Below are 18,815 nucleotides of genomic sequence, written 5' to 3'. Positions count from 1 at the left end.
CTGCCGGGACGGCTTCTGCGATCTGCTCACCCAGACAGCCTTAGTGACCGCCGGTCAACCTCGGGCCCTGTCACAAAGTCTGACACACTCCAGTCGAAATTCTTCGAACTGACGATCCAGCTCTTCCGGTCGAAAAGGCACTCCCAGCGCCCGACTTCCTCGCCACGTAGGTGATCGACCCCGCTGGCCAGGTAGTCCAGGCCGTTGTCCACCGGCGGGTAATGGACCTCGGTGGCCAAGTCCTCGCCGCCCATCGCCAGCGCGGCCTGCACGGCCAGCGCCACGCCCTTCTTCTCGTCCGTCATCGTGGGCGCGCTCTCTTCTCGGTTCCGCCAGCCTGGCAGTTGACGGGCCATCATGTCGAACACCGCGGACGTTCTACGGGGCTAGCGTCGTGAACACGCCCAGGCCTGACCTGGTGGCGTGCTCACGTGACTCACTGTTCTCCGAGGCTCTGTGCTGCGGGAACGAGATGGGCCCCCAGATATCGGTCGGCCCTAGTTGAGTTCGGCAAACGTGGGGCTGCCTTCAATGACCTCGCGCATTGACAGGCGTCCCTCCCCCCAGTTCAGAAGCCGGTCGAATGCCGATGGGCTCACTGCGACGGCTGAGCCGAGCCGGCGAGGCCACGGCAAGTGGTACGCGCCGGTCTCGTAGTGGCTGCGCCAGATGATCAAAGCGAGGGCGGGGCCGCAGTCATCGTGGAGGACGAAACGCTCGTCAGGACGTAGTCCCAAGGCCGACCTGAGAAGTGAGGTCGGGGCGAGCAGTGGCTGGTGGACGCCCAGTCCCAGGCGAGCATCATCGAGGCCATTGCCGACTCCCTCCACGTCAATTGCAATGAGAGGTCCACTGCGGCGAGGGACCTGAGCTGCGGGCTGAGGTAGTGCCGCATCAAACCAGTCGGAGACGTGGCCGACAGCGAAAGGCTGACTGTCAAGACCCGCTTGATCGTCAGGCAGTCGCAACTCCACGGCCTGGGCTCGACTGGCAACACGCAGCGGATGACGCGCCGAGCCTGGTGCGTCAAAGGTGTGCTCCTCTGACGCGGCAATGATCCGCCAACCCTGCAACCGACCTGTCTCCAGGACAGTGCAACACTCCAACGGCGCAATGAGTGAGGTGATGAGCAGGTCAGCCCTGACTCTCTGGGCCGGTCGCGGTTGCCACTCGGGCTGGATCTGGGACCAGGCCGGATCGCCTGGCCCTGGCGGCGGCGGCGTGCTGATCCGAGGGTGGCGTGTTGCCTCGATCGCTAGTGGCAGTGCGGGGTCGTTAACGAGAAGGTGTGCAAGAGCGTATTCCCATGCGGCGGGATCTGTAGGCGGCACACCAGAGGCAACCAAGCTTGCACGCCCACCTGACGCTGTTTGCTGGAGTGTGTCTTCAAGCAGGCTCGGCCTCCCAGTGAAGGCATCGGCCCAGCGCCTGTGCATTCTGTCGGAGAGCTCCTGGTGCTCATGATCGATGGCCTCGGCGACACCAGGTTCAGCCAAGGCACGCTCAAAGCGCGCCGTGACGGCTTGTCCGAGGAGCGGAAGCATCGGCTCAGCAGCACTAAGTCGTTCCCCGGCCAGCATTGCGACCATCCGAGCTGCATCACTGACCGGGATCTCATCAAAATCGGGCAGCCAGAGCCCGTCACCGCCATGGAGCAACGAATCGTCTGGTGTGGTCATCGGCAGTTCGGGGGCCTGTTCTCCCAGCAACTGAGCCGCCAAGGCTCGCACGGTCAGGTGAGGACCGCGGGCCAAGGTGTCGAGGGTGTCCTGGCAGGCCCGCGCGATGGCACGACGCGCGGGTTCGCCTGCGTCGTCAACAATCTTGAACAGCCAGGAAAGGACAGCGGGCTCCGTCAGGCTAGGCAGGGTTGCGCCCAGAGCGGCCGCAGCAACGTCTAGTTCGATGTCGAGCAGGATCGTGAAGCCTAGGAGCACGCGGCGGCGACTCTCCTGACCGGGATGGGCGAGCGCTCCAATGATCGCCTTGGCGAAAACAAGGTCGATGTCGGCAGGCGCCTCGCTGTCGGGCACAGCTGCCTCGGGCATGTAGGGCTCATCGGGGTCATCGTCATCTGCCATACGGGGTGTCCTAGCCGCGATCACTGCGTGTGCCTGGTCCCAAGCAGCAAAGGCCGTGTCGAGCGGCGCGGATCCTGCGACAAGGGCCCCGTCAGTGAGGGCGAAGATAAGGGCCTGAGTCACTCCGTATGTGGTGCCACGCCCGCTAGCGACCACTCTGGCGATTTCGGAGGTGACGGTCGCAAGCGCTGTGTCTGGAGCCAAGTTGGTCGCACGATGAAGAGAGTCGAGTTCAGTCTGACCGCCGAAATTCATCCAGCCGCCCTGACCGCGGGCATGTGTCCAAGCAAGGGCGAGCGCCACTGCAGCGAGGCGAGGGTAACCGAGCCGTTCGAGTCCATGCCCTACAGACGCGAGTAGGCCGTCACTCTCCATAAGGCCTGGTGAAGTCGCGAGAGCGTGGAGGGCCACGACGGCACCCGGTTCGTCACCGGCGTCGGCGAGCTCCACGAGACGGTAGCCAATGGCGTTGGCAAAGCGGTCCACGTCCCAGGCGGAATCCGCACTCTCGTAGGGCCGTTGTCGCCAAACCCTGACCGCGCGGGCAATACCTGCCGGACCCTCAGGCAATGAAGTACGAACCCAGTTGTTGAGCTTAGTCGGTTGTGGTGACCTCCTTGGGGCTCCACGCGAGGGAAAGGCCGGACCAATGGCAACCTGCGGTGCGTTCACCTGTGCCGCGATCGTGTTGAGCGCTTCGACGCGTTCGGCAGTCTGGTGGGTCTCCTGATCATCGGTGTCCGACTCCTTCAGACTGCGCTCGTCGAGGCGAGCGAGCAGAAGATTCAGCAGTTTGCCGGGCAGATCTGCCCCCGACCCGTCAGCCAGCGCCGCAACCCGTTCGACCAAGTCGACGTCTTGGTCATACAGGGCAGCAGGCAGCGCTAGGCGGAGTAGGGCTGCGACGATCGGGTTGGCTACGTGTTGCCAGGCCTGCCATACGTCCCCGAGAGCCTCGTTGTAGAGGTCGTCGACCTTGCCACATCGACGTAGAAGCGCCGGCACGGTGAGATCCACCAGAGCAGCGGGATCGGCCTCAGCCAGGACAGTCCACCATTGAGCCCAAGCCCTCCGGGTTCCTCTGCCGTCCGTGTGAAGGGCCACTCGCTCGCAGGTCGCCTGTGCCCGCGCCAGGCGGACACGGGCGCGGTTTCGGTCCGCCAAAACTAGGTCTGACAAGGGGTCGAGAATGTCGTAGACGGTGGCGTCCTTTCGCCAGCCGTATGCGGTCATCAGTCGGCAAGCCGCGTGCCAGTGCTCTTGCGCCTCGTCGAATTCCTCGAAAGCAATGGCCAGGCGCGCAGCCTTGAGCTGGTATTCAGCCGATGCCGAGTAGTATCGACCTCTCCCTCCTTCTGCCAGCGCCTTGTCAACGAGCGCATGGGTAGCTGGGCGGCGTGCCGGTGCGGTGGTCTCACGAATCGCGATGTCGAGCAGGGCATCCTGGGTTAGCGGGCCAGCATCCATTCCTCGCAAGGACAGCCCCAGGCCATCGGTAACATTCGCGAGAATCGAGAGTGCCGTTGGCCACTGCTCGTCACCGAGCAGGGCGACCACGCGGCGCAGGGTCTCACCGATCTGGGGATGGATCGGATGCAGGTCGCATGCCCGAGGTGTGCCTTTGAAGGGGCGCAGGTCGCCGGTGAGCAGGTCGAGCGCTCCAAGCGCCTGGCTGGCACGCTCTCTGGCTGGGGCTGCTTCCGCCTGAGCCAGCGCCAGCGTGAATCGAAGCCAGCACCGATACCATCCCTCACCGGTCAGCATCCCCTCGACCGTCGCGAGGATCGCACCATCTCGATGAGCCGCAAGAACGCATAGGTCCAGCCACATAGGCACCGCGCCGTCAATGTGTACTGCCTGATCGCTGGTCACAGAGCGGGCCGCTTCGATCAGTTGGATTCTCAAGTCAGCGTTCTTGGATGGCCCCAGGCTCTGAGCTTCGGCACCAAGCGCGATAAGTCGGTGGGCGCGACCGAGCGGGTACTGGCGCGAGGCGCTGGCCACAAATTGTGCAATGAGGCCGTCTTCCACCGACCCCGAGTCCAAAATGGCGACTTCGGCCAGAGCGAGAGCCGCATGTCCTGGGACATTGAGCAGATCGATCAGGTGTGAGGTCTCCTCGATGCCGAATACGTTCGCGACAATCGGAATGATTTCGTCAACCGGCAAATCGCTTTCATTGAGGTATTCGGTGATCCTGGCGCGTCCATCATCATCGCTCAAATCACCTGTGAACTGTCGAAGTTGGCCGCGCAGCCAGGCTAGCCCGACAGCCATGTCAGATTCAGGTCCGTAGGATGTGTTATCGCTACTCTCCCAAGCCGCATATGCGGCGATATATTCTGGCCACGGTGGCGCTACACCGGCCACGTCGAGTGCGCCGCAAAGCTGCAATCCCGCCCTCGCTGGCAGGGACGGCTTACCGTCAAACAGGAGACGGCTGACAAATTGCTGCTCTCCAAGCAACTTTAGTGGCACGTCGACGTGTTCAAGCAGGACGGAGTCCAAGCGCTCGTACTCGAAGGACTCGGCTGCGCGGGCCAGTTCCACACATCTCGCCAGCGCCGGCACATCACGGAGGTGCACGGCGCTGCCACTGGCAAGAGCGAGGTTGACGGAAATGGCCGAGGCCGGATGTCCTGCGGTGACCGCATCTGCGGCGAAATTGACGTTTACCAGGTCGAGCGCCTCTCGGTGCCGACCGGCCGCCGCGAGAGCTGGCAGCAGATGCCGAAATGCTCTCTCGTCACGGAAGAAACCCCGCTTTAGGAGCCAGTCGATGATGAAGCTCAGATTTGCGGCCAGCGCGCCCGGCTGCTGATCCATTCGGCGCCGCAGAAAGCGTGCGAAGGATTCGTGGTAGACACGCAAGCCGCCCTGAGTGGCGCGTTCCGCTAGTACAGGGGCGAGTGTCGCAAGGGACTCGTCGAGCCAATGGGCCAGGTCCGGCCTCATCTCAGCCAGTTCAGTCCTGGTGACCGGAAAATCGAGTAGACCCACAACCTCAGCAACGACGGAGCCAAACCCCAACCTCACCATGAGATGGGCGTAGTAGTTCTCCAGCGTGCCGTCAAACTCAGGCAGAGAACGCAACAAACCGACAAGGTCTGCCTGGCCTGAGGGGCGCCGTAGCACTTCGCGGCACAGATACGTTGCATACAGCGCATTACGCCGAGATCGGTCTCTCAGGGCCGCAATGAAGTCACCCTCCAACATTTCGCCAGTCAATTGCTCGGGCGCCCCGGCGGCTTCGAGCAGTCCGAAGCGGCCGACGAGTTCGTGCAGTTCTGGGTCACTCAGTCCAGGGATCGATAGTTCCTTTGCCTCATTTTTCCGCAGGGGATCGAGGTGAACGCCCGGCTGGCTCAGCACGATCAAGACGCTGCCGGTCGGCAGCTCCATCGCAGCGAGCTCCGCAGCCAGCGCTGTGGATGGATCGGCTCCTGGGCGCGCGGGAGCAACGCGCGCGACATGGTCGAGGCCGTCGACGATCAACGCCACTGGCCGGTCCGGGCGGGACAGAACGGCTTGTTTTACAGTGCCAATCAGCGCGGACTCGTCCGCTGCGAACCTGGGCCTCAAGTCCGAGACCAACGCCCCATCCAGGTCCGCTAGTCGCCCGAGGAGACTACCGAAAACAGACTCTGCATTGACCCGTTCATCGCGCTGATCGGTCGTGTCATTGAGGTAGCAAAAATGCTCGGCCACGAGCCAGCCGGATACCTCCAGCGTCTTGATCAACTGGGCGCTCAACCACGACTTTCCCTGTCCCGGGGGGCCGGTCAGCAACAACGGCACACCATGCTGGGCTGCCTGCCCGGCGGCGTCTTCAACCTGCGCGAGCGCCGAGGGACGTCCCACCTCGATCGCATGGTCGACCGGGTCCACCCGGTCGACTGCGCCGAAGTCCTGTCGGAGTTTTGCACGACGCAGCAGTTCCGCAGTGGAAGGCACCACGCGACCCTGCCGAGCCTGCCGCGCGTAGCTCGCAAATGCCTCCGCGACATCCTCGGCGGATCTGCTGGCGTTCGGGTAAGAACCCGCACCAACCTCAGCGCGCATCCTCGTCAGCAAGATCCGCTCTGCGCCATCGGGCGCCACCAGGCTTCCGCTTGAGCTCGGAGCCTCCACTTCGACGAACAGGCGCTCACACATCCATACGAGATCCGAGCGGTCCACCGCCCTCGGTCCGGAGCGCAGGAAGTCGAACGGTGAGGGCACTGCCGTCCCACCGCCCTGAATCAGCGGCCACAGACGATCAACATCAAAACGAAGGCGTAGCGTGGACATGCCCTCGACGAACGGCCCAGGGTCAGGGGTGGCGGGCACCAGGACCTCTGTGAGTAGACCCTCCACCGGCCGCACGTCACGGAGGATCACACGGAACAGGCACTCAACTCCGGAGCCTGGGCCGTCACGGTATGCAGTAGCTGCTGCGACAAGCCTGTCCAGACGAAGGCTTCGCCTATCGTTGGTAAACGTCTGGCAGGTTAGCTGCTTGTCATCACTATCCGTGTGCTTGAACTGAGTACGTTCGTGCCGACCGCTCGCCGTCGTTACCGTGAGATCGTCGAATCGATCGTCGGGCACCAGTTTCTCATCGACCCGCACGACGGACAGTGTCCCGAGCGTGAGGTCGACCAGCCGCATCGCGCAGAGCAGGTCCTGGTACTCGTAGCCGCGATGAGCCGATTGGAGGGCAGGCATCCACACAGGCTATAGACGCCCATTGGAGAGTGCGGCAATACAGCGAAGATCCACCCTCCTACGCTCCTGTCCCCCTGGCTCGACACGAGCCGGGGGCGTCTTTCGTACGGGGCCGTATCACGGGGAGGCGGGCAGCTCAGGGAGCGCAAAAGGCAAGCCTCGACGGAGGCGGCCATCAAGCTCCAGCCGACGCAGTTCCCTTGCTCTCCGTGGTGTGCTCAACGATCGCCTCCAGGAAACGTGCAACAAAGTCTTCGCGAAGCAGGAGCACGATGTCATTGGGGAGGCCAGGACCAAGTACTTTGATGAACTGATCGAAGCCCGCCTGCGCACGCGCCTCGCGAACGTCAGGCGAGTCCTCTGCCGCCTGGGGCGAGTTGCCGTAGGCGCGGAGAGCCTTCATCGCCCCGGCCAAGGCGGGCAACTGCGCGGGGCGCACAGACCGGAAAAGATTCTTCACGACCATGGCCCCGAGCGGTGTGTACGCGGACGCCAAGTGCACTTCCGCATATTCGTCGAATGCGGCAACAGGCTTGCCCTCGCGCGCGGCGATGGGCGAGGCCAAGATCCCCACGCACGCGTCGCCGATGTGAACGGCGGAACGACGCGTCCACGGCATCGACGGCCGCCCGGCCAGGGCATTGTTTGTGCCTACGTGCCGCAGGAGTGACGATGCATTGGCATGTACGAATAGCGTGCTGGTAGGTCCGTAGAACCGGCGGTAGAGGCCCCTTGCATGCGTTTTGTTCATGGCGACATCGACCCGCTGGGCCATCTTCCAGACACTGGCCATATTGCTGGACGGGCCCATCGCTGTCACGGACTGAGAGACGAGCTCCTGCGAGACCAGCCCGTCGTCGATGAGGTAGCCCAGCAGCCCATCCAGGGCCTTCACGTACGCGCCCTTCAACTGGGTGGCAATGTCCGGCTCGTCCAGCGCGTACAGGCCCAGCAAGCATGCTTCGACAGAGGAGCGTGCGAGCAGCACAGTGGCCTCACCCGAAACATGCGCAGCCTTGTGACTCTCCGACTGAAGGTGCAGTACCCGCAACAGCGCCAGTTTGGCGACATCAACCCCGGTCGTAGCATCGTCCGCCGGCCACGGGTTGCAGTCCACTAGCGTACGTGCAGCCCCACGGACTCGGCGTCGACGCATGGGGTCCGGTGCCGGTAGCAGTCCACGCACGGCACCGGTCAGAGCAGTTCGTACATCTTCGTTCACGCTGCCTCAGGATCCTCGCCGACGCGGACAACCACAACGCGATATCCGATCCCACCCGTCGGTCGCAGCTGCCCCAGCCAGGGACTGCAGGAGGCGGCTCTACCTGTCGAAGCCTCACGCATGACGGGGCTTCGACGGCGCAGGGATCGCCGTGCGGAATGACATCCCGGACGATCGAAATTACACCCATTCGCCGGATCTAAGATATTTCTCCTGTGTGGAGTGCATCGTGGGTCGGCACTCTGCGTGCGACTGGCGTTCGCGCAAGTCTCCTTCTTAAACCGGGCTCCACTCAATCGATTGAGAAGTCGCTGTGTCAGAGCCGCCAACCGATTTCCGGGCCTAACCTAATGTTGGCCGACCTCGCAGCCGTCGCGAGCAGCAACAAACCGTCCACCGACAACGGCCACAACGTCGCGCTCACTACATCCGCCGCACCCTGCAGGGCGAACTCGCACCAATGCACGTACGAGGTGTACGCGGCCACCGACGCCACCACCAGCCCGCAGCCGCGCCGCACCCATACCTCAACGTCAAGGCTTGCACCCACGGCGCTCGGAGGAGCGTCACGGATGCCCGCAGACTCACCGCGCGGTGTTCCACTCGGGGCGGTCACCGGGCACCACCCCTACGACGGCGCCGACGCACCTGCGGCACAGTGACCGTGCCGGAAAGCACCAGCTCACGGCCGCGGCGGGCCCGTACAGATGCTGCCGGTGCCCCGCCGCGGGCGCGAGCCTCAGGCCGCTCCCCATGTTTGCGGCACACCCGGTCCCGCCTCATCGGTCGTCAAACCGTCAACCGGTTCAGCCCTCTCGGGACGCATTGCTTCCGCTCAGGTGTCTGCCGACAGAGGTGACCCGTCGCCACCCTTGCCGTCCCTCTGAGGGCCCCTCACGAGAGCAGTCAACTGCCTCGATCGACGGGCCCCGACGTGCAGCTCCTTGCGCAGAGTCTCAGCCGAAACGGGCCGCTCGTACAGCTCCCGGTGCCGGGCATCAAGTGCCCGAGCCCTAACCAGCAAAGGATCGTCGCCCTCATGCGGACGCTCGCTCCTCGCAGATTCATCTCCACCCAAAAGGTGCTCAGTTCTCGCGACCACAGCATCGACCCCACGGTGGACGAGGAGCTCCACCGACAGCAGCAGCGCAACAGGCGGCCACCCAGCAACCAGCACCGCCTTCCACACCAGATCCGGAGCTGCCGCGATGTTCGCCGCCAACGACACCGCAATCCCCAAAAAGAACGCCGACCAGATCGCACCCCGGGCCCGGCGCGTGCGGAGCTGAGAGGGTTTCAGCAGTCCCACCGTCGCAAGAAGCAGCAGTCCATCCACCGACAGCGGCCACAACGCAGCACTGACCGCATCCGCCCCGCCCTGCAGAGCGAACTCCCGCTGATGCACATACGAGGCGTACGCAGCGACGCCGGCAACCACGAGGGCACACAAGTGCCGAATCAACTCGTCGAGTTCGAAGCCCCCGCTCCGGGCGGTTCTTTCCTCGGGTCCCGTCGCATCACCCATCAGACCCACCACCGCCCGGCACAGCGCGAAGGGGTCCTTCGCCTTCTGTGCCCTCCACGTGGGCATCAGCAGCCGATCCGACGAACCGTCCCAGTGCACAACGAGTGCACACTTCCACAGGAACTCCCGGGAACTCCCAGGTAGAAGGGGGAAGCCGATCCCCAGGGAAAATGGCCCTCACCGGGCCATACGACCAGGTCAGAGGCCTAACAGCAGGCCAGACCGGCTGTACGTCAGGAACACTGTGAAAATACCTCAAGACATCTTCTGATCTGCGGAAACACATGGGCTGTAGAACCCGTGCGCACAACGCGTGCACACCAGCCGGGCACCTGTGAACCTCAGCGGTGAGAGAGAGCGCCTCGGCGATCACTGCTCCTGGCCCTTCCACGACCTCGTAGCGGTGAGAACGCCGAGCCGCGGTGGGCCGCCCACGCAACGCCTCTCCTTCGATGCGCCAGCACAACGTACAGCGGACGACGAGGACAAAGTCACATATTTTCACAGCTCGACGGGCTGCAAGAGACGTTGATTGAGGCCCAATGTCATGACCGTCCAGGCAATTGTGTCCTGACTTGTTCGTTGCATTTCTGAGCACGTTCACTCATGGGACGCTCAAATCCGGATAACGATCCAGTCACCACCGCAGGCGATTGCACCCCAGAGGCGCGACTGCGTGATCTGAGTCACTAAAGGGTCGGCAAAGAACGTGGTAAGACTTCCCAACTTCGTTACGGCTGCACGCCTGCCGTGGTTGAGGCGCCGGCCACCGCCGGTGCGCACGACACCCGCTCCGCTGTAGTACGCCAGCACGTCCCCGCGCCCTGAGGTAGTCAGATGTCACTCGACTCCATCACGCAATCCATCGACGACGCCGTTAGTGATTTCTTCGAACCAATTGCCGAGAAAGTCAGCGAGGTCGTCTTCTACGCCGTCCCTGTCGGTGACACCGAACTCCCGCTCATCGTCGCCTGGCTCGTCGTCGCCGGCCTGATCTTCACCACCTGGTTCGGACTCGTCCAGATACGCAAGTTCACGCTCGCCACCAAGGTGGTGCGCGGTAAATACGACGAAGAGGATGCGCCCGGCGAGGTCAACCACTTCCAGGCGCTGACCGCCGCCGTCTCCGGCACCGTCGGCCTCGGCAACATCGCCGGCGTCGCCGTCGCCGTCTCCATCGGCGGCCCCGGCGCCACCTTCTGGATGATCCTGTGCGGCCTGCTCGGCATGGCCACCAAGTTCGTCGAGGTCACCCTCGGCGTGAAGTACCGGGAAGAGCACGCGGACGGCACCGTGTCCGGCGGCCCGATGCACTACCTGCCCAAGGGTCTCGCCGAGCGCTTCGGCAACGGCGGCGCCAAGCTCGGCAAGGTGCTCGCCGTCCTCGCCTCCATCATGATCCTCTTCTTCGGCTTGTTCGGCGGCAACCTGCTCCAGGCCAACCAGAGTTACGCGCAGATCGCCTCGACCGTCGGCGGCGAGGACGGCTTCATGGCCTCCTCTGCCGGTGCCGTCCTCTTCGGTCTGGTGGTTGCCGCACTGGTCGGCCTCGTGCTACTCGGCGGCATCCGGTCCATCGCTTCGGTCACCAGCCGGCTGGTCCCGGCGATGGCCGGTATGTACATCGTGGCCTGTCTGGTCGTCATCCTGACGAACGTCACCGCGGTGCCCGACGCGATCCAGGCCATCTTCAAGGGCGCGTTCGAGGCCGACGGCGTCACAGGGGGTGTAATCGGTGCCCTGATCGTCGGCTTCCAGCGTGCCGCCTTCTCCAACGAGGCCGGTCTGGGCTCTGCCCCGATCGCCCACTCCGCGGTCAAGACCAAGCACCCCGCGAGCGAGGGTCTGGTCGCCCTGCTGGAGCCGTTCATCGACACAGTCGTCATCTGCACCATGACCGCGCTGACCATCATCATCGCCAACCCGGCCAGCTGGGCCGAGGCCCGCGCGGGCGAAAGCATCGGCGGAGTAACCATCACCTCCGACGCGTTTGGGACGGTGCTGCCCTGGTTCCCGGACGTGCTGACTGTCGCGGTGCTGCTCTTCGCCTTCTCCACAATCCTGACCTGGGGCTACTACGGCCTCAAGGCCTGGACGTACCTCTTCGGCAAGAGCAGGACCAGCGAGATCGCCTTCAAGATCATCTGGAGCGTGTTCGTCATCCTGGGCTCCCTGCTCTCCCTCGACTCACTGATCAGCCTGGCCGACTCGGCCCTCTTCCTGCTGTCGGTGTTCAACATCATCGGCCTCTATCTGCTGGCCCCCGTCGTCAAGCGGGAGCTCGCCTCCTTCACAGACTTCGTCCGGGGCCGGAGCGTCCAGAGTTCCACCAACCCCGGGGATAAGCAGAGCGTCACGACCGCCTGACTCCTCTGCCCTGCACCCTCAACGTGATCGGCTGTGCGGATCCATGCAGGTCCGGGAACCTCAGTTGCCTCGCCCAGAGTCCCGGACCAGCATGCAGGCAGCCCGTAGCGCTCTTCGGTACGGGCTGCGCGTCCGTCTCCCACTGCCACCCTGCCTGAGGCGTTGCACGCTCCCCTCTCGGCCGCGTCCTGGGGGTGGTGGCCATGCAGTGTGTGCCGTGAGGCCTGTACTGCTACACGATCACCGTCATCTGGTAGTAACACCAGCAACGGCACCACCACTGGAGGCAAGAGGCATACCGAGACCTCGGACAACGGCGAAGTAGTCGAAGGGGTCACCCCGAACTGGAACGCTTCGCAGGCTGACCAGTACGCATGAGACGTCTGGCTCCCGGGCTTTCTTGTATCGCGCCTGGGAGCCAGGCCGTTTATCGGACGGGAGTGGACGTGAGTCAGCGGAACCACGTGGAGCCGATGGCTGTGGCCAGGCACCTTGCGAAGTGGATCTGCGGTCTGGTGGCGTTGGGGGTTTTGGTCTTCGTCGGCTTGTTGGCAGTCGTGATCAACCACGACACCCTCATATTCGCGTTCAAACGTGGCATGTTGCTGGGGTACGCCATAGTGCTCACGGTCTCGGCATCCGGTTGGGCGTATCTACACCTGACAGGGCGGTCAGACCGCAAGTGACGGGATGCAGGGCGCTGCGCGGGAGGGCTGGTCCCGGTCGGCGATGCCGAGGGTGTCCTCGATGTGGAGGTAGCCGAGCAGGACCTTGTCCGATCCGGCGGCGGGCAAGCGGGAGTACCCAACGCGGGCGGCCGTCCGCTCCAGCTCGGCCGGGGTGATCGCATGGTCGACGGTGTGCATCTGCTGAGCCCGGACGGGGCAGCGACGACGGCTCCGTCCGCCTCACCGGCGACAACCACCGGCGGGGCCAGCGCCGGAGGCGACGACGAAGCCGTCCTCGTCGACCTGGCCCCCGCGTCCCCGCGCAGGTCGACCAGATCGTCTCCACGCTCAACTCCTTCGCCGGCCAGACCTTCACCGAAGTACAAAACGCTTTCTGCCGCCTGGTCGACGAGACCACTGGAGCCGAACTGGCCCGCTACACACTCACCGGCGGCGGTGAGCCACCGCCCAGATCATGGCCAAGGTCCAGCGCGCCGGCAGCGGCTGGCAGATGAGGACCATCGGCGAACCCGCCACCGGCCGCACCTTCCAGGACCTGCGGCCGTCCATCGCGCCTCCACCTGTAGACCAGGACGCCCCGCCCGCCTCCCCCGATGCCCTCGGCCGTACCCGGACCGGGCCCCATCAGGCAGGACCCGCATGTTCGTACTCAGCGAGCTCGCGATCATCCTCATCGTCGTCATAGCCGTCCTCGCCGCCAAGAAACTGCCCGAACTCGCCCGCTCTGCGGGTAAGCCGGCACGCATCCTCAAAGCGGAGGCCAGAGCAATGAAGGAGATGAAGCAGGAGCAGGGTACGGCCGGGGAGCAGCCGGCCCCCGCGTGATCCTGGGCGAGACCAGCACACCCGGCAGACCGCCCACCGATGCACCCCAGTCCACCACGCGACCGGGCGGCGAAGCGCCCGCCCAGAGCTGACGCACGCGGTGTTCACACGCCCGTAGCGCGAAGCCGCATCGGGAAGGAATGGTGCAACTCCTGCTCCTGTAGGCCGGATTGTGAGTGCCGGTGGGCGTTGCGGACCCTCGTCCAAGGTGCGGACAGCATCACCGTGCAGTCGGATCTCGCCATCGGCCGCGGCGTGCACCGTGGTGCTCAAGGCAGGTCGTCACTGGCACTGGCGGCCGGTGTTGATGCACTGGACCATCTTGTTCATCAGCTGCTCGTCGAAGACGTTGACGAAGTCACCGTGGTCCGTGATGGGCTTGTGCATCTGCTCCGGGAAGCCGTCCACCGCGTAGAACGGGCTGGACTGGCCGCTATCGTTGAGGCTGGGTGCGTCCACGTCGTAGACCAGCCGCTGTACGAGCTGGGGAACGGCCTTGAAGCCACTCGGGCAGGCGCCTGTCTTCGGATCGGCGAACGCGACGTGGTCGCGGTGGTTGGCGCTGTCGACGTTCTGGCCGTCCCAGCAGCTCTGGAACTTCGACGTCCTCACCAGGCTGCTGCCCGCGGGACAGATCGGGTACTTGTCCGTCAGCTGGCGGTTCTCGAAGCCGGTGCAGCTCCACGCCGCGTTGGCGTTCGTCGTGCCGTTGGTGAATGCTTTGGCGTCGCCGGTGATGATCCGCAGGAATTTGGGCATGGCCACGACCTTGCTGCTCGCGTTGCCCACGTAGTCCAGGGTCACCTGCGATGCGGTGAGGATCTTGCCGGCGTTGCCCTCGGCGCCTCCGCCCTGTTGCTCGGCGTCGAATTCCTTGGTGCCGTCCTGCAGCCGGAGGACCGGCCAGTAGTAGGACGACTTGTCCCCCTGGTTCTGGCAGGTCGTGTCGCCGCCCGCGAAGTCGTCGTTGTCGGCGAACGCGTCGTTCGCCTGGTTGCCGACGTAGTCATGCGTGTGATGAGCACCGTTGTCCACACCGGGCGCCACGATGACGTTGTCGCTGTTGTACAGCTTGTTCTCGTTCACACCGCACTGGGTGGCGAAGGAACCCCGGGAGGCCTGCTGCGACCCTCGGGGTGCTGTCACGTTGGGTTTCACCGAGGTGATGTCGACGAAGTCGGCGGCGACAGGCCCGTTGCCTGCCTGTCCGCCATTGGCGGGCCGGCCTTGCCCGTTGCCCTGCTCTTGTCCCTGGCCGTTCTCCTGGCCCTGCTCCTGGCCGTTTTGGTTGCCGCCGGTGTCGCTCTGGTTGCCGGAAGCGCGCAGCGTACAGGCGGCCAGTGCCTTGAGTCCCTGCGGCTTGTTCCCCACCCTCCCGATGGCAATGGAGATCCGGTCGATCGTCGCAGCTCGCTTGTCCTTGAGGGGGACAATGATCGCGTTGTTTGCGAAGCTGTTGTCCTGCTGTATGGCCCGGGTTGAACTCTGCAGCCTCTGGTAAGCCTCCGATACCTGGCTGTCCAGTGCGGCAAGTTCCCTGTCGACCTCCGCCCGGGCCTGGTCCGGCACCTGCTGCAGTCGGCTACCGACGTCGGGGCAGTCGATGGTCGAGGCCTCCGAGGCCGCAGCTTGGCCGGTCCCGCCTTGAGGCGACTGTTTGACGGTGTTGTCGCCCGATGTCTCGTGGGCGGAGGCGTACACGTTCACGGCCACCAGCCCGCCTGCTCCGAGCGTGAGAGCCGCGGCGGCGGCTATCGCCTTGCCGCCCGTGGTCTTCGATCGTTTGCGTGTGTTGCGCCGCATGTTTTTCCTCCGAACTCTTCTGGGCGAAACGCCACTTCACGAGGCGGGTCGGACCAGAAGAAAGCGATGTCCTGCCAGGTGGTCCCGTTGAGGGGCGTGTTGCCGACGAAGGGTCGGTTGGGCTGTCGTGCGAAGCATTCGCCCCTCGTCCCTCGGGCCTGCTTGGTCTGTTCACTCGCGGGTTTCTCTGGCTCTCGACGCTTCCGTCGAGGTCTCGTTCAGGAACCAGAGTTGTCCATGGGGCTGCTGTGACGGAGGCATTGGGTCGTCGCGTCAGGTTCTCGTAAGAACTCGCCGCGCTGAGCCGCGACTTCGGGAGGGCTGGGTTGGCTGATGACGCCCGCGACGCTGGAATCAGCCCTCACCCCGACTGCGGTTCGCAGGCGTGCGGTGGTACTACGCCGCTCCACCGGAGGATCACAGCGGCGACACGTCAGGGCGCCGGGCAGGTGCGTACCTGGGGTCGGCCTCCGTTACCGCTGACGTGATGACTGCCAGTTCCAGGAGGCTGTCGGGCCGGTATCGCGGCGCTGCACAGGCCGAGGGCGCCAGGACGTCGCGTTCTTCTTTCTTGACCGGGCTCGTATATGCGGGCCCCGATGCGTGGTGAACCATGCAGGTTCGGGTCAACGTAGTTGAAGCGGGAGGCGTACGGACCAGTTCTTACGAGAGGTTGACACGGTGACCAACCAGCTCCACTCAGGCTCCTGAACCGGCAAGCCTGGCCCCTCGCCACCGGACCGAAGCGGCGGTGGCAGAACCGCGAGGAGTCGAGCATGAGCAGGCCCAACGAGCGCGACAACCACAAGCCCGCAGCACCGAGTCCACTGAGTGTCATCGGCGGCGGATACCTGGCGACCGCAGCCGTCCGAGCCACGGCGACCGTTGCCCCAGCCGACCATCCAGTCCGTTCCGCGACCGAAGCGGACCACGCCCTCGCCGTCCAGGACGACAGCTGACACAGACCGTCGGGAGTTACCGGCAGCCAACGCCGGTCATCCGGGGCCCAGTGTCGGCGACTGCCACACCGTAGTGACCTGCCGCATGTCCCTTCTGGTCGCATCGACTTCCTGCAGCTGTCGAAGACGCGTGGAGCGGCGATCCAGCAAGAGGACTGTGCGCCCGCTCCTTGGCGCCGAGGCGAGGGCTGTACAGCAGGGTCATGTCGTAGGCGGCCACAGCCGGGGCTCGGTCCCGGCGGTCGCGTTGCCTTCCACGATGCCGGATCGGTAGATGTCCTGCACCTGTTCGGCATGGGCTGCGGCACGGTCACTCTCCGGTCCCGTGATCGCCCGCTGGGTGGCGGGGCAGCACGCCGGTCTCGCCGGTGGGTCGCTCAACCGCGGTCCCCCAGGTGAGCAGCGCGAAGCCCAGGGCGAAGCCGAGCATCGTCCATACGCCGCGTGGCCAGAAGATGTGGCTGTCGACGAAGGACCAGCCCGCCGCCAGGAGCACCACCGTGCCGGGAAGTACTCGGACACCGTGTTTCGCGAGCAGCGCGACCGCGGTGGCCGCGATGGCGCCGATGAGGGCGTAGGCGCCGGCCTGCCCCAGCGCCTCGCCCGTGTCGTAGAGCGGGCGCTTGACCGGTCCGAGGCTCGCTGTCGCGCCGGCGTGCTCGACCGCGGTTCCGGCCGCGATGCCGGCGACCGCGTCGAGGCCGGTGTAGAAGGCCGCGTAGACGAAGGCACCCGCCCAGGCCACCACGGTGGCAAAGCCCGCGAGGCCGAGCCGGGGCCGATGCCACAAAGGAACCAGGATGCCGACCGTGAGCAGCGGAAAGACCGGCAACAGTGCGATGTGAAGGTGCGCCCAGTCCGCGGCCGTCGATCTGGACAGCCCGTGCGGATGCGCGATGCCCGCCGCAGCCAGGACCAGTGGGGCGGCGGTGACGAGAGCAATGCGTCGGATGGTCGACATGCCTGCGAGCGTAGGTGCGTGAGGGCCTCCGAAACGGCCGCGTAAGAGTTCCGTAAGACGCTTGCCGTCCTCAGACCGATTGACTCGGTGATTCGCGAACACAGGGCTTGCCGGGCACGAGAACCCGCGCCCGGCGAGGAGGTTTCGTCGCCTGCCCGCCGCCAGGGGTAAGCCCTGTCGTCCTGCCAGGACCGTCTTACGAGAGTCTGACGCGGCCACCGTTCCGTACCGGCACACCGCTCCCACTGGCCACTCTGGTGTCGTCCACAGCCGTGTACCGCACTGCGCCGACACAGAGGAACGGGACATAGACATGCACAGCAGCCGCAAGACCCACCGTCGCACGAGCCGGTCCGCCGACATACATGGCGGTCACCGGGTGAAGTCCAGGACACGGCGCATCGTGGTCGGCGGCGGGGCCCTGGCCATCGCCGGGGCCGCGACGGTGGCTGTGTCACTGGCCTCGGCGAGCCAGTACTCCGGGAGCACGGCCGGGGCCGACCATGCGGTCTTCGTCCAGGGCAACGAGCTGGACGGCAACACCATCCATGTGTTCGCGCGGGACGACAACGGCAAACTGAGTCCCTCAGGGACCTTCGCGACCGGCGGCCAGGGCGGTGACCAGGTCGACGCACCCACCGACTCGCTCGCCTCCCAGGGCTCACTCGTCTACGACGACGCTTCGGGCATGCTGCTGGCGGTCAACGCGGGCAGCGGCACGGTGACCTCCTTCCGCGTCGAAGGGCAACAGCTCAAGGACCGGCGCGTCGTGGACTCCGGCGGCGAGTTCCCGGCCAGTATCGCGGTGCACGGCACGATCGCGTACGTCATGAACGCCGGCGGCGAGGGCAGCGTGCAGGGGTTCAGGATCACCAGCAAGGGGCTCAAACCGCTGACGGGCTCCCACCGTTCCCTGGGCCTGGACAACGAGGACATCCCCCGGTTTGACACCTCGCCGGGCGAGGTCGAATTCGCCCCGGACGGTCGCAATCTGATCGTCACCACCAAGGGGAACAACACCGTCGAAGTCTTCCCAATGAAGCGCAACGGCCTGCCCGCCGTCGCCGAACCGGTCGTCAACGAGTCGGCCGGCGGCGTGCCGTTCGCGATCAGCTTCGACAGGACCGGGAAGCGGATGCTGGTCGCCGAGGCCGAGAAGTCCACCGTCACCACGTACAAGGTGAAGCGCGACGGCAAGCTGAAGGTCCTTCAACAGCCCCTGGCCAGTGGCCAGGAGGTCCTGTGCTGGCTGGAGCGCGCGGGCGACTACTTCTACGGCGGCAACACCGGAAACTCCACCGTCACCGGGTACCGCATGGACAAGCGGGGCAAGCTGGCCCTGACCAACGAGGTGGGTATCGCCACCCCGCCCTCCGCCAACTCGCAGGGCGTGATCGACCTCGCCGTGACGGAGGACGAGAGGTTCGTCTACGTCCAGAACGCCGTCTCCGGCACCGTCGACGGCTTCCGCGTCGAGGCTAACGGTGCCCTCACCAAAGTCACGACGGCCGAAGGCCTGCCCGCCTTCGACGAGTCCGGCATGGAGGGCATCGCCGCCGTCTGACACGGACACGACCGTCACATAGAGGCCCATCCAGAAGCACAGACTTCCGCGGCCGCCCGGAAGGTTCCTCCAAATCGGAGAGCCGCCTTCCACAACAGAAGCCCCAGGCCCT

12 protein-coding genes and 2 pseudogenes are annotated in these 18,815 nt (G+C 65.1%); 5 read left to right on the top strand and 9 right to left on the bottom strand.

Features of this window, described 5'->3' with window-relative positions; all coding sequences use genetic code 11:
- Positions 1-26: 26 nt before the first annotated feature.
- The 5 genes from ACN20J_RS36200 to ACN20J_RS36180 form a co-directional block, all read right to left on the bottom strand.
- Positions 27-368 (bottom strand): hypothetical protein, encoded by a 342-nt coding sequence (locus ACN20J_RS36200; protein ID WP_266760968.1) that lies wholly within the window; start codon positions 366-368, stop codon positions 27-29.
- A 129-nt stretch (positions 369-497) separates the two neighbouring features.
- Positions 498-6,788 carry an ATP-binding protein gene (locus ACN20J_RS36195; RefSeq protein ID WP_266760966.1) on the bottom strand — a complete coding sequence of 2,097 codons (6,291 nt, stop codon included), beginning with the start codon at positions 6,786-6,788 and terminating at the stop codon, positions 498-500.
- 175 nt (positions 6,789-6,963) lie between these two features.
- On the bottom strand, positions 6,964-7,776 hold the full coding sequence (locus ACN20J_RS36190; protein ID WP_266760964.1) for a hypothetical protein: 813 nt from the start codon (positions 7,774-7,776) through the stop codon (positions 6,964-6,966).
- Between the two features lie 550 nt (positions 7,777-8,326).
- Positions 8,327-8,506 (bottom strand): DUF2637 domain-containing protein, encoded by a 180-nt coding sequence (locus ACN20J_RS36185; RefSeq protein WP_419669019.1) that lies wholly within the window; start codon positions 8,504-8,506, stop codon positions 8,327-8,329.
- Between the two features lie 339 nt (positions 8,507-8,845).
- Positions 8,846-9,601, bottom strand: a complete 756-nt coding sequence (locus ACN20J_RS36180; RefSeq protein WP_419667583.1) for a DUF2637 domain-containing protein — start codon at positions 9,599-9,601, stop codon at positions 8,846-8,848.
- Positions 9,602-10,372: 771 nt separating this feature from the next.
- Here ACN20J_RS36180 and ACN20J_RS36175 point away from each other — a divergent pair.
- Entirely contained in the window at positions 10,373-11,902 is a 1,530-nt protein-coding gene (locus ACN20J_RS36175; protein WP_266760960.1) for an alanine/glycine:cation symporter family protein, read from the top strand.
- Between the two features lie 681 nt (positions 11,903-12,583).
- Here ACN20J_RS36175 and ACN20J_RS36170 read toward each other — a convergent pair.
- Positions 12,584-12,783: pseudogene (locus ACN20J_RS36170) on the bottom strand (hypothetical protein); the annotation flags it as partial.
- Positions 12,784-12,848: 65 nt separating this feature from the next.
- Here ACN20J_RS36170 and ACN20J_RS36165 point away from each other — a divergent pair.
- Positions 12,849-12,959, top strand: a pseudogene (locus ACN20J_RS36165) (hypothetical protein); the annotation flags it as partial.
- A gap of 55 nt (positions 12,960-13,014) precedes the next feature.
- Here the strand turns inward: ACN20J_RS36165 and ACN20J_RS36160 are convergent.
- Complete coding sequence (locus ACN20J_RS36160; protein WP_353963675.1) at positions 13,015-13,140, bottom strand: hypothetical protein; 126 nt, start codon at positions 13,138-13,140, stop codon at positions 13,015-13,017.
- Positions 13,141-13,230: 90 nt separating this feature from the next.
- On the opposite strand from ACN20J_RS36160, the gene ACN20J_RS36155 reads away from it, so the two are divergent.
- Positions 13,231-13,416 carry a twin-arginine translocase TatA/TatE family subunit gene (locus tag ACN20J_RS36155; protein ID WP_189841207.1) on the top strand — a complete coding sequence of 62 codons (186 nt, stop codon included), beginning with the start codon at positions 13,231-13,233 and terminating at the stop codon, positions 13,414-13,416.
- A 282-nt stretch (positions 13,417-13,698) separates the two neighbouring features.
- Here the strand turns inward: ACN20J_RS36155 and ACN20J_RS36150 are convergent, their stop codons facing one another.
- Positions 13,699-15,219 (bottom strand): DUF1996 domain-containing protein, encoded by a 1,521-nt coding sequence (locus tag ACN20J_RS36150; RefSeq protein ID WP_266760958.1) that lies wholly within the window; start codon positions 15,217-15,219, stop codon positions 13,699-13,701.
- Between the two features lie 776 nt (positions 15,220-15,995).
- Here ACN20J_RS36150 and ACN20J_RS36145 point away from each other — a divergent pair.
- Complete coding sequence (locus ACN20J_RS36145) at positions 15,996-16,178, top strand: hypothetical protein (protein WP_266760956.1); 183 nt, start codon at positions 15,996-15,998, stop codon at positions 16,176-16,178.
- A 310-nt stretch (positions 16,179-16,488) separates the two neighbouring features.
- Here the strand turns inward: ACN20J_RS36145 and ACN20J_RS36140 are convergent, their stop codons facing one another.
- Positions 16,489-17,139, bottom strand: coding sequence for a hypothetical protein (locus ACN20J_RS36140; RefSeq protein ID WP_266760954.1), 651 nt, complete (start codon positions 17,137-17,139; stop codon positions 16,489-16,491).
- 313 nt (positions 17,140-17,452) lie between these two features.
- Between ACN20J_RS36140 and ACN20J_RS36135 the strand changes: the two genes are divergently transcribed.
- Positions 17,453-18,703 (top strand): lactonase family protein, encoded by a 1,251-nt coding sequence (locus tag ACN20J_RS36135; protein ID WP_266760952.1) that lies wholly within the window; start codon positions 17,453-17,455, stop codon positions 18,701-18,703.
- The last annotated feature ends 112 nt before the right edge of the window (positions 18,704-18,815 follow it).

The sequence above is a fragment of the Streptomyces sp. 2-1 genome (assembly GCF_048564895.1).
GTDB lineage: Bacteria > Actinomycetota > Actinomycetes > Streptomycetales > Streptomycetaceae > Streptomyces > Streptomyces phaeochromogenes.
The sequence above is the reverse complement of the archived record's forward strand: the minus strand, read 5'-3'. Positions and strand labels throughout refer to the sequence as shown.

Bases quoted from the DNA above. Each gene is read 5' to 3' on its own strand.
- ACN20J_RS36195 (WP_266760966.1), bottom strand. From the start codon at position 6,788: ATGCCTGCCCTCCAATCGGCTCATCGCGGCTACGAGTACCAGGACCTG.
- ACN20J_RS36180 (WP_419667583.1), bottom strand. From the start codon at position 9,601: ATGCCCACGTGGAGGGCACAGAAGGCGAAGGACCCCTTCGCGCTGTGC.
- ACN20J_RS36175 (WP_266760960.1), top strand. From the start codon at position 10,373: ATGTCACTCGACTCCATCACGCAATCCATCGACGACGCCGTTAGTGAT.
- ACN20J_RS36160 (WP_353963675.1), bottom strand. From the start codon at position 13,140: ATGGACGGCCGCAGGTCCTGGAAGGTGCGGCCGGTGGCGGGTTCGCCG.
- ACN20J_RS36155 (WP_189841207.1), top strand. From the start codon at position 13,231: ATGTTCGTACTCAGCGAGCTCGCGATCATCCTCATCGTCGTCATAGCC.
- ACN20J_RS36150 (WP_266760958.1), bottom strand. From the start codon at position 15,219: ATGCGGCGCAACACACGCAAACGATCGAAGACCACGGGCGGCAAGGCG.
- ACN20J_RS36145 (WP_266760956.1), top strand. From the start codon at position 15,996: ATGAGCAGGCCCAACGAGCGCGACAACCACAAGCCCGCAGCACCGAGT.
- ACN20J_RS36140 (WP_266760954.1), bottom strand. From the start codon at position 17,139: ATGTCGACCATCCGACGCATTGCTCTCGTCACCGCCGCCCCACTGGTC.
- ACN20J_RS36135 (WP_266760952.1), top strand. From the start codon at position 17,453: ATGCACAGCAGCCGCAAGACCCACCGTCGCACGAGCCGGTCCGCCGAC.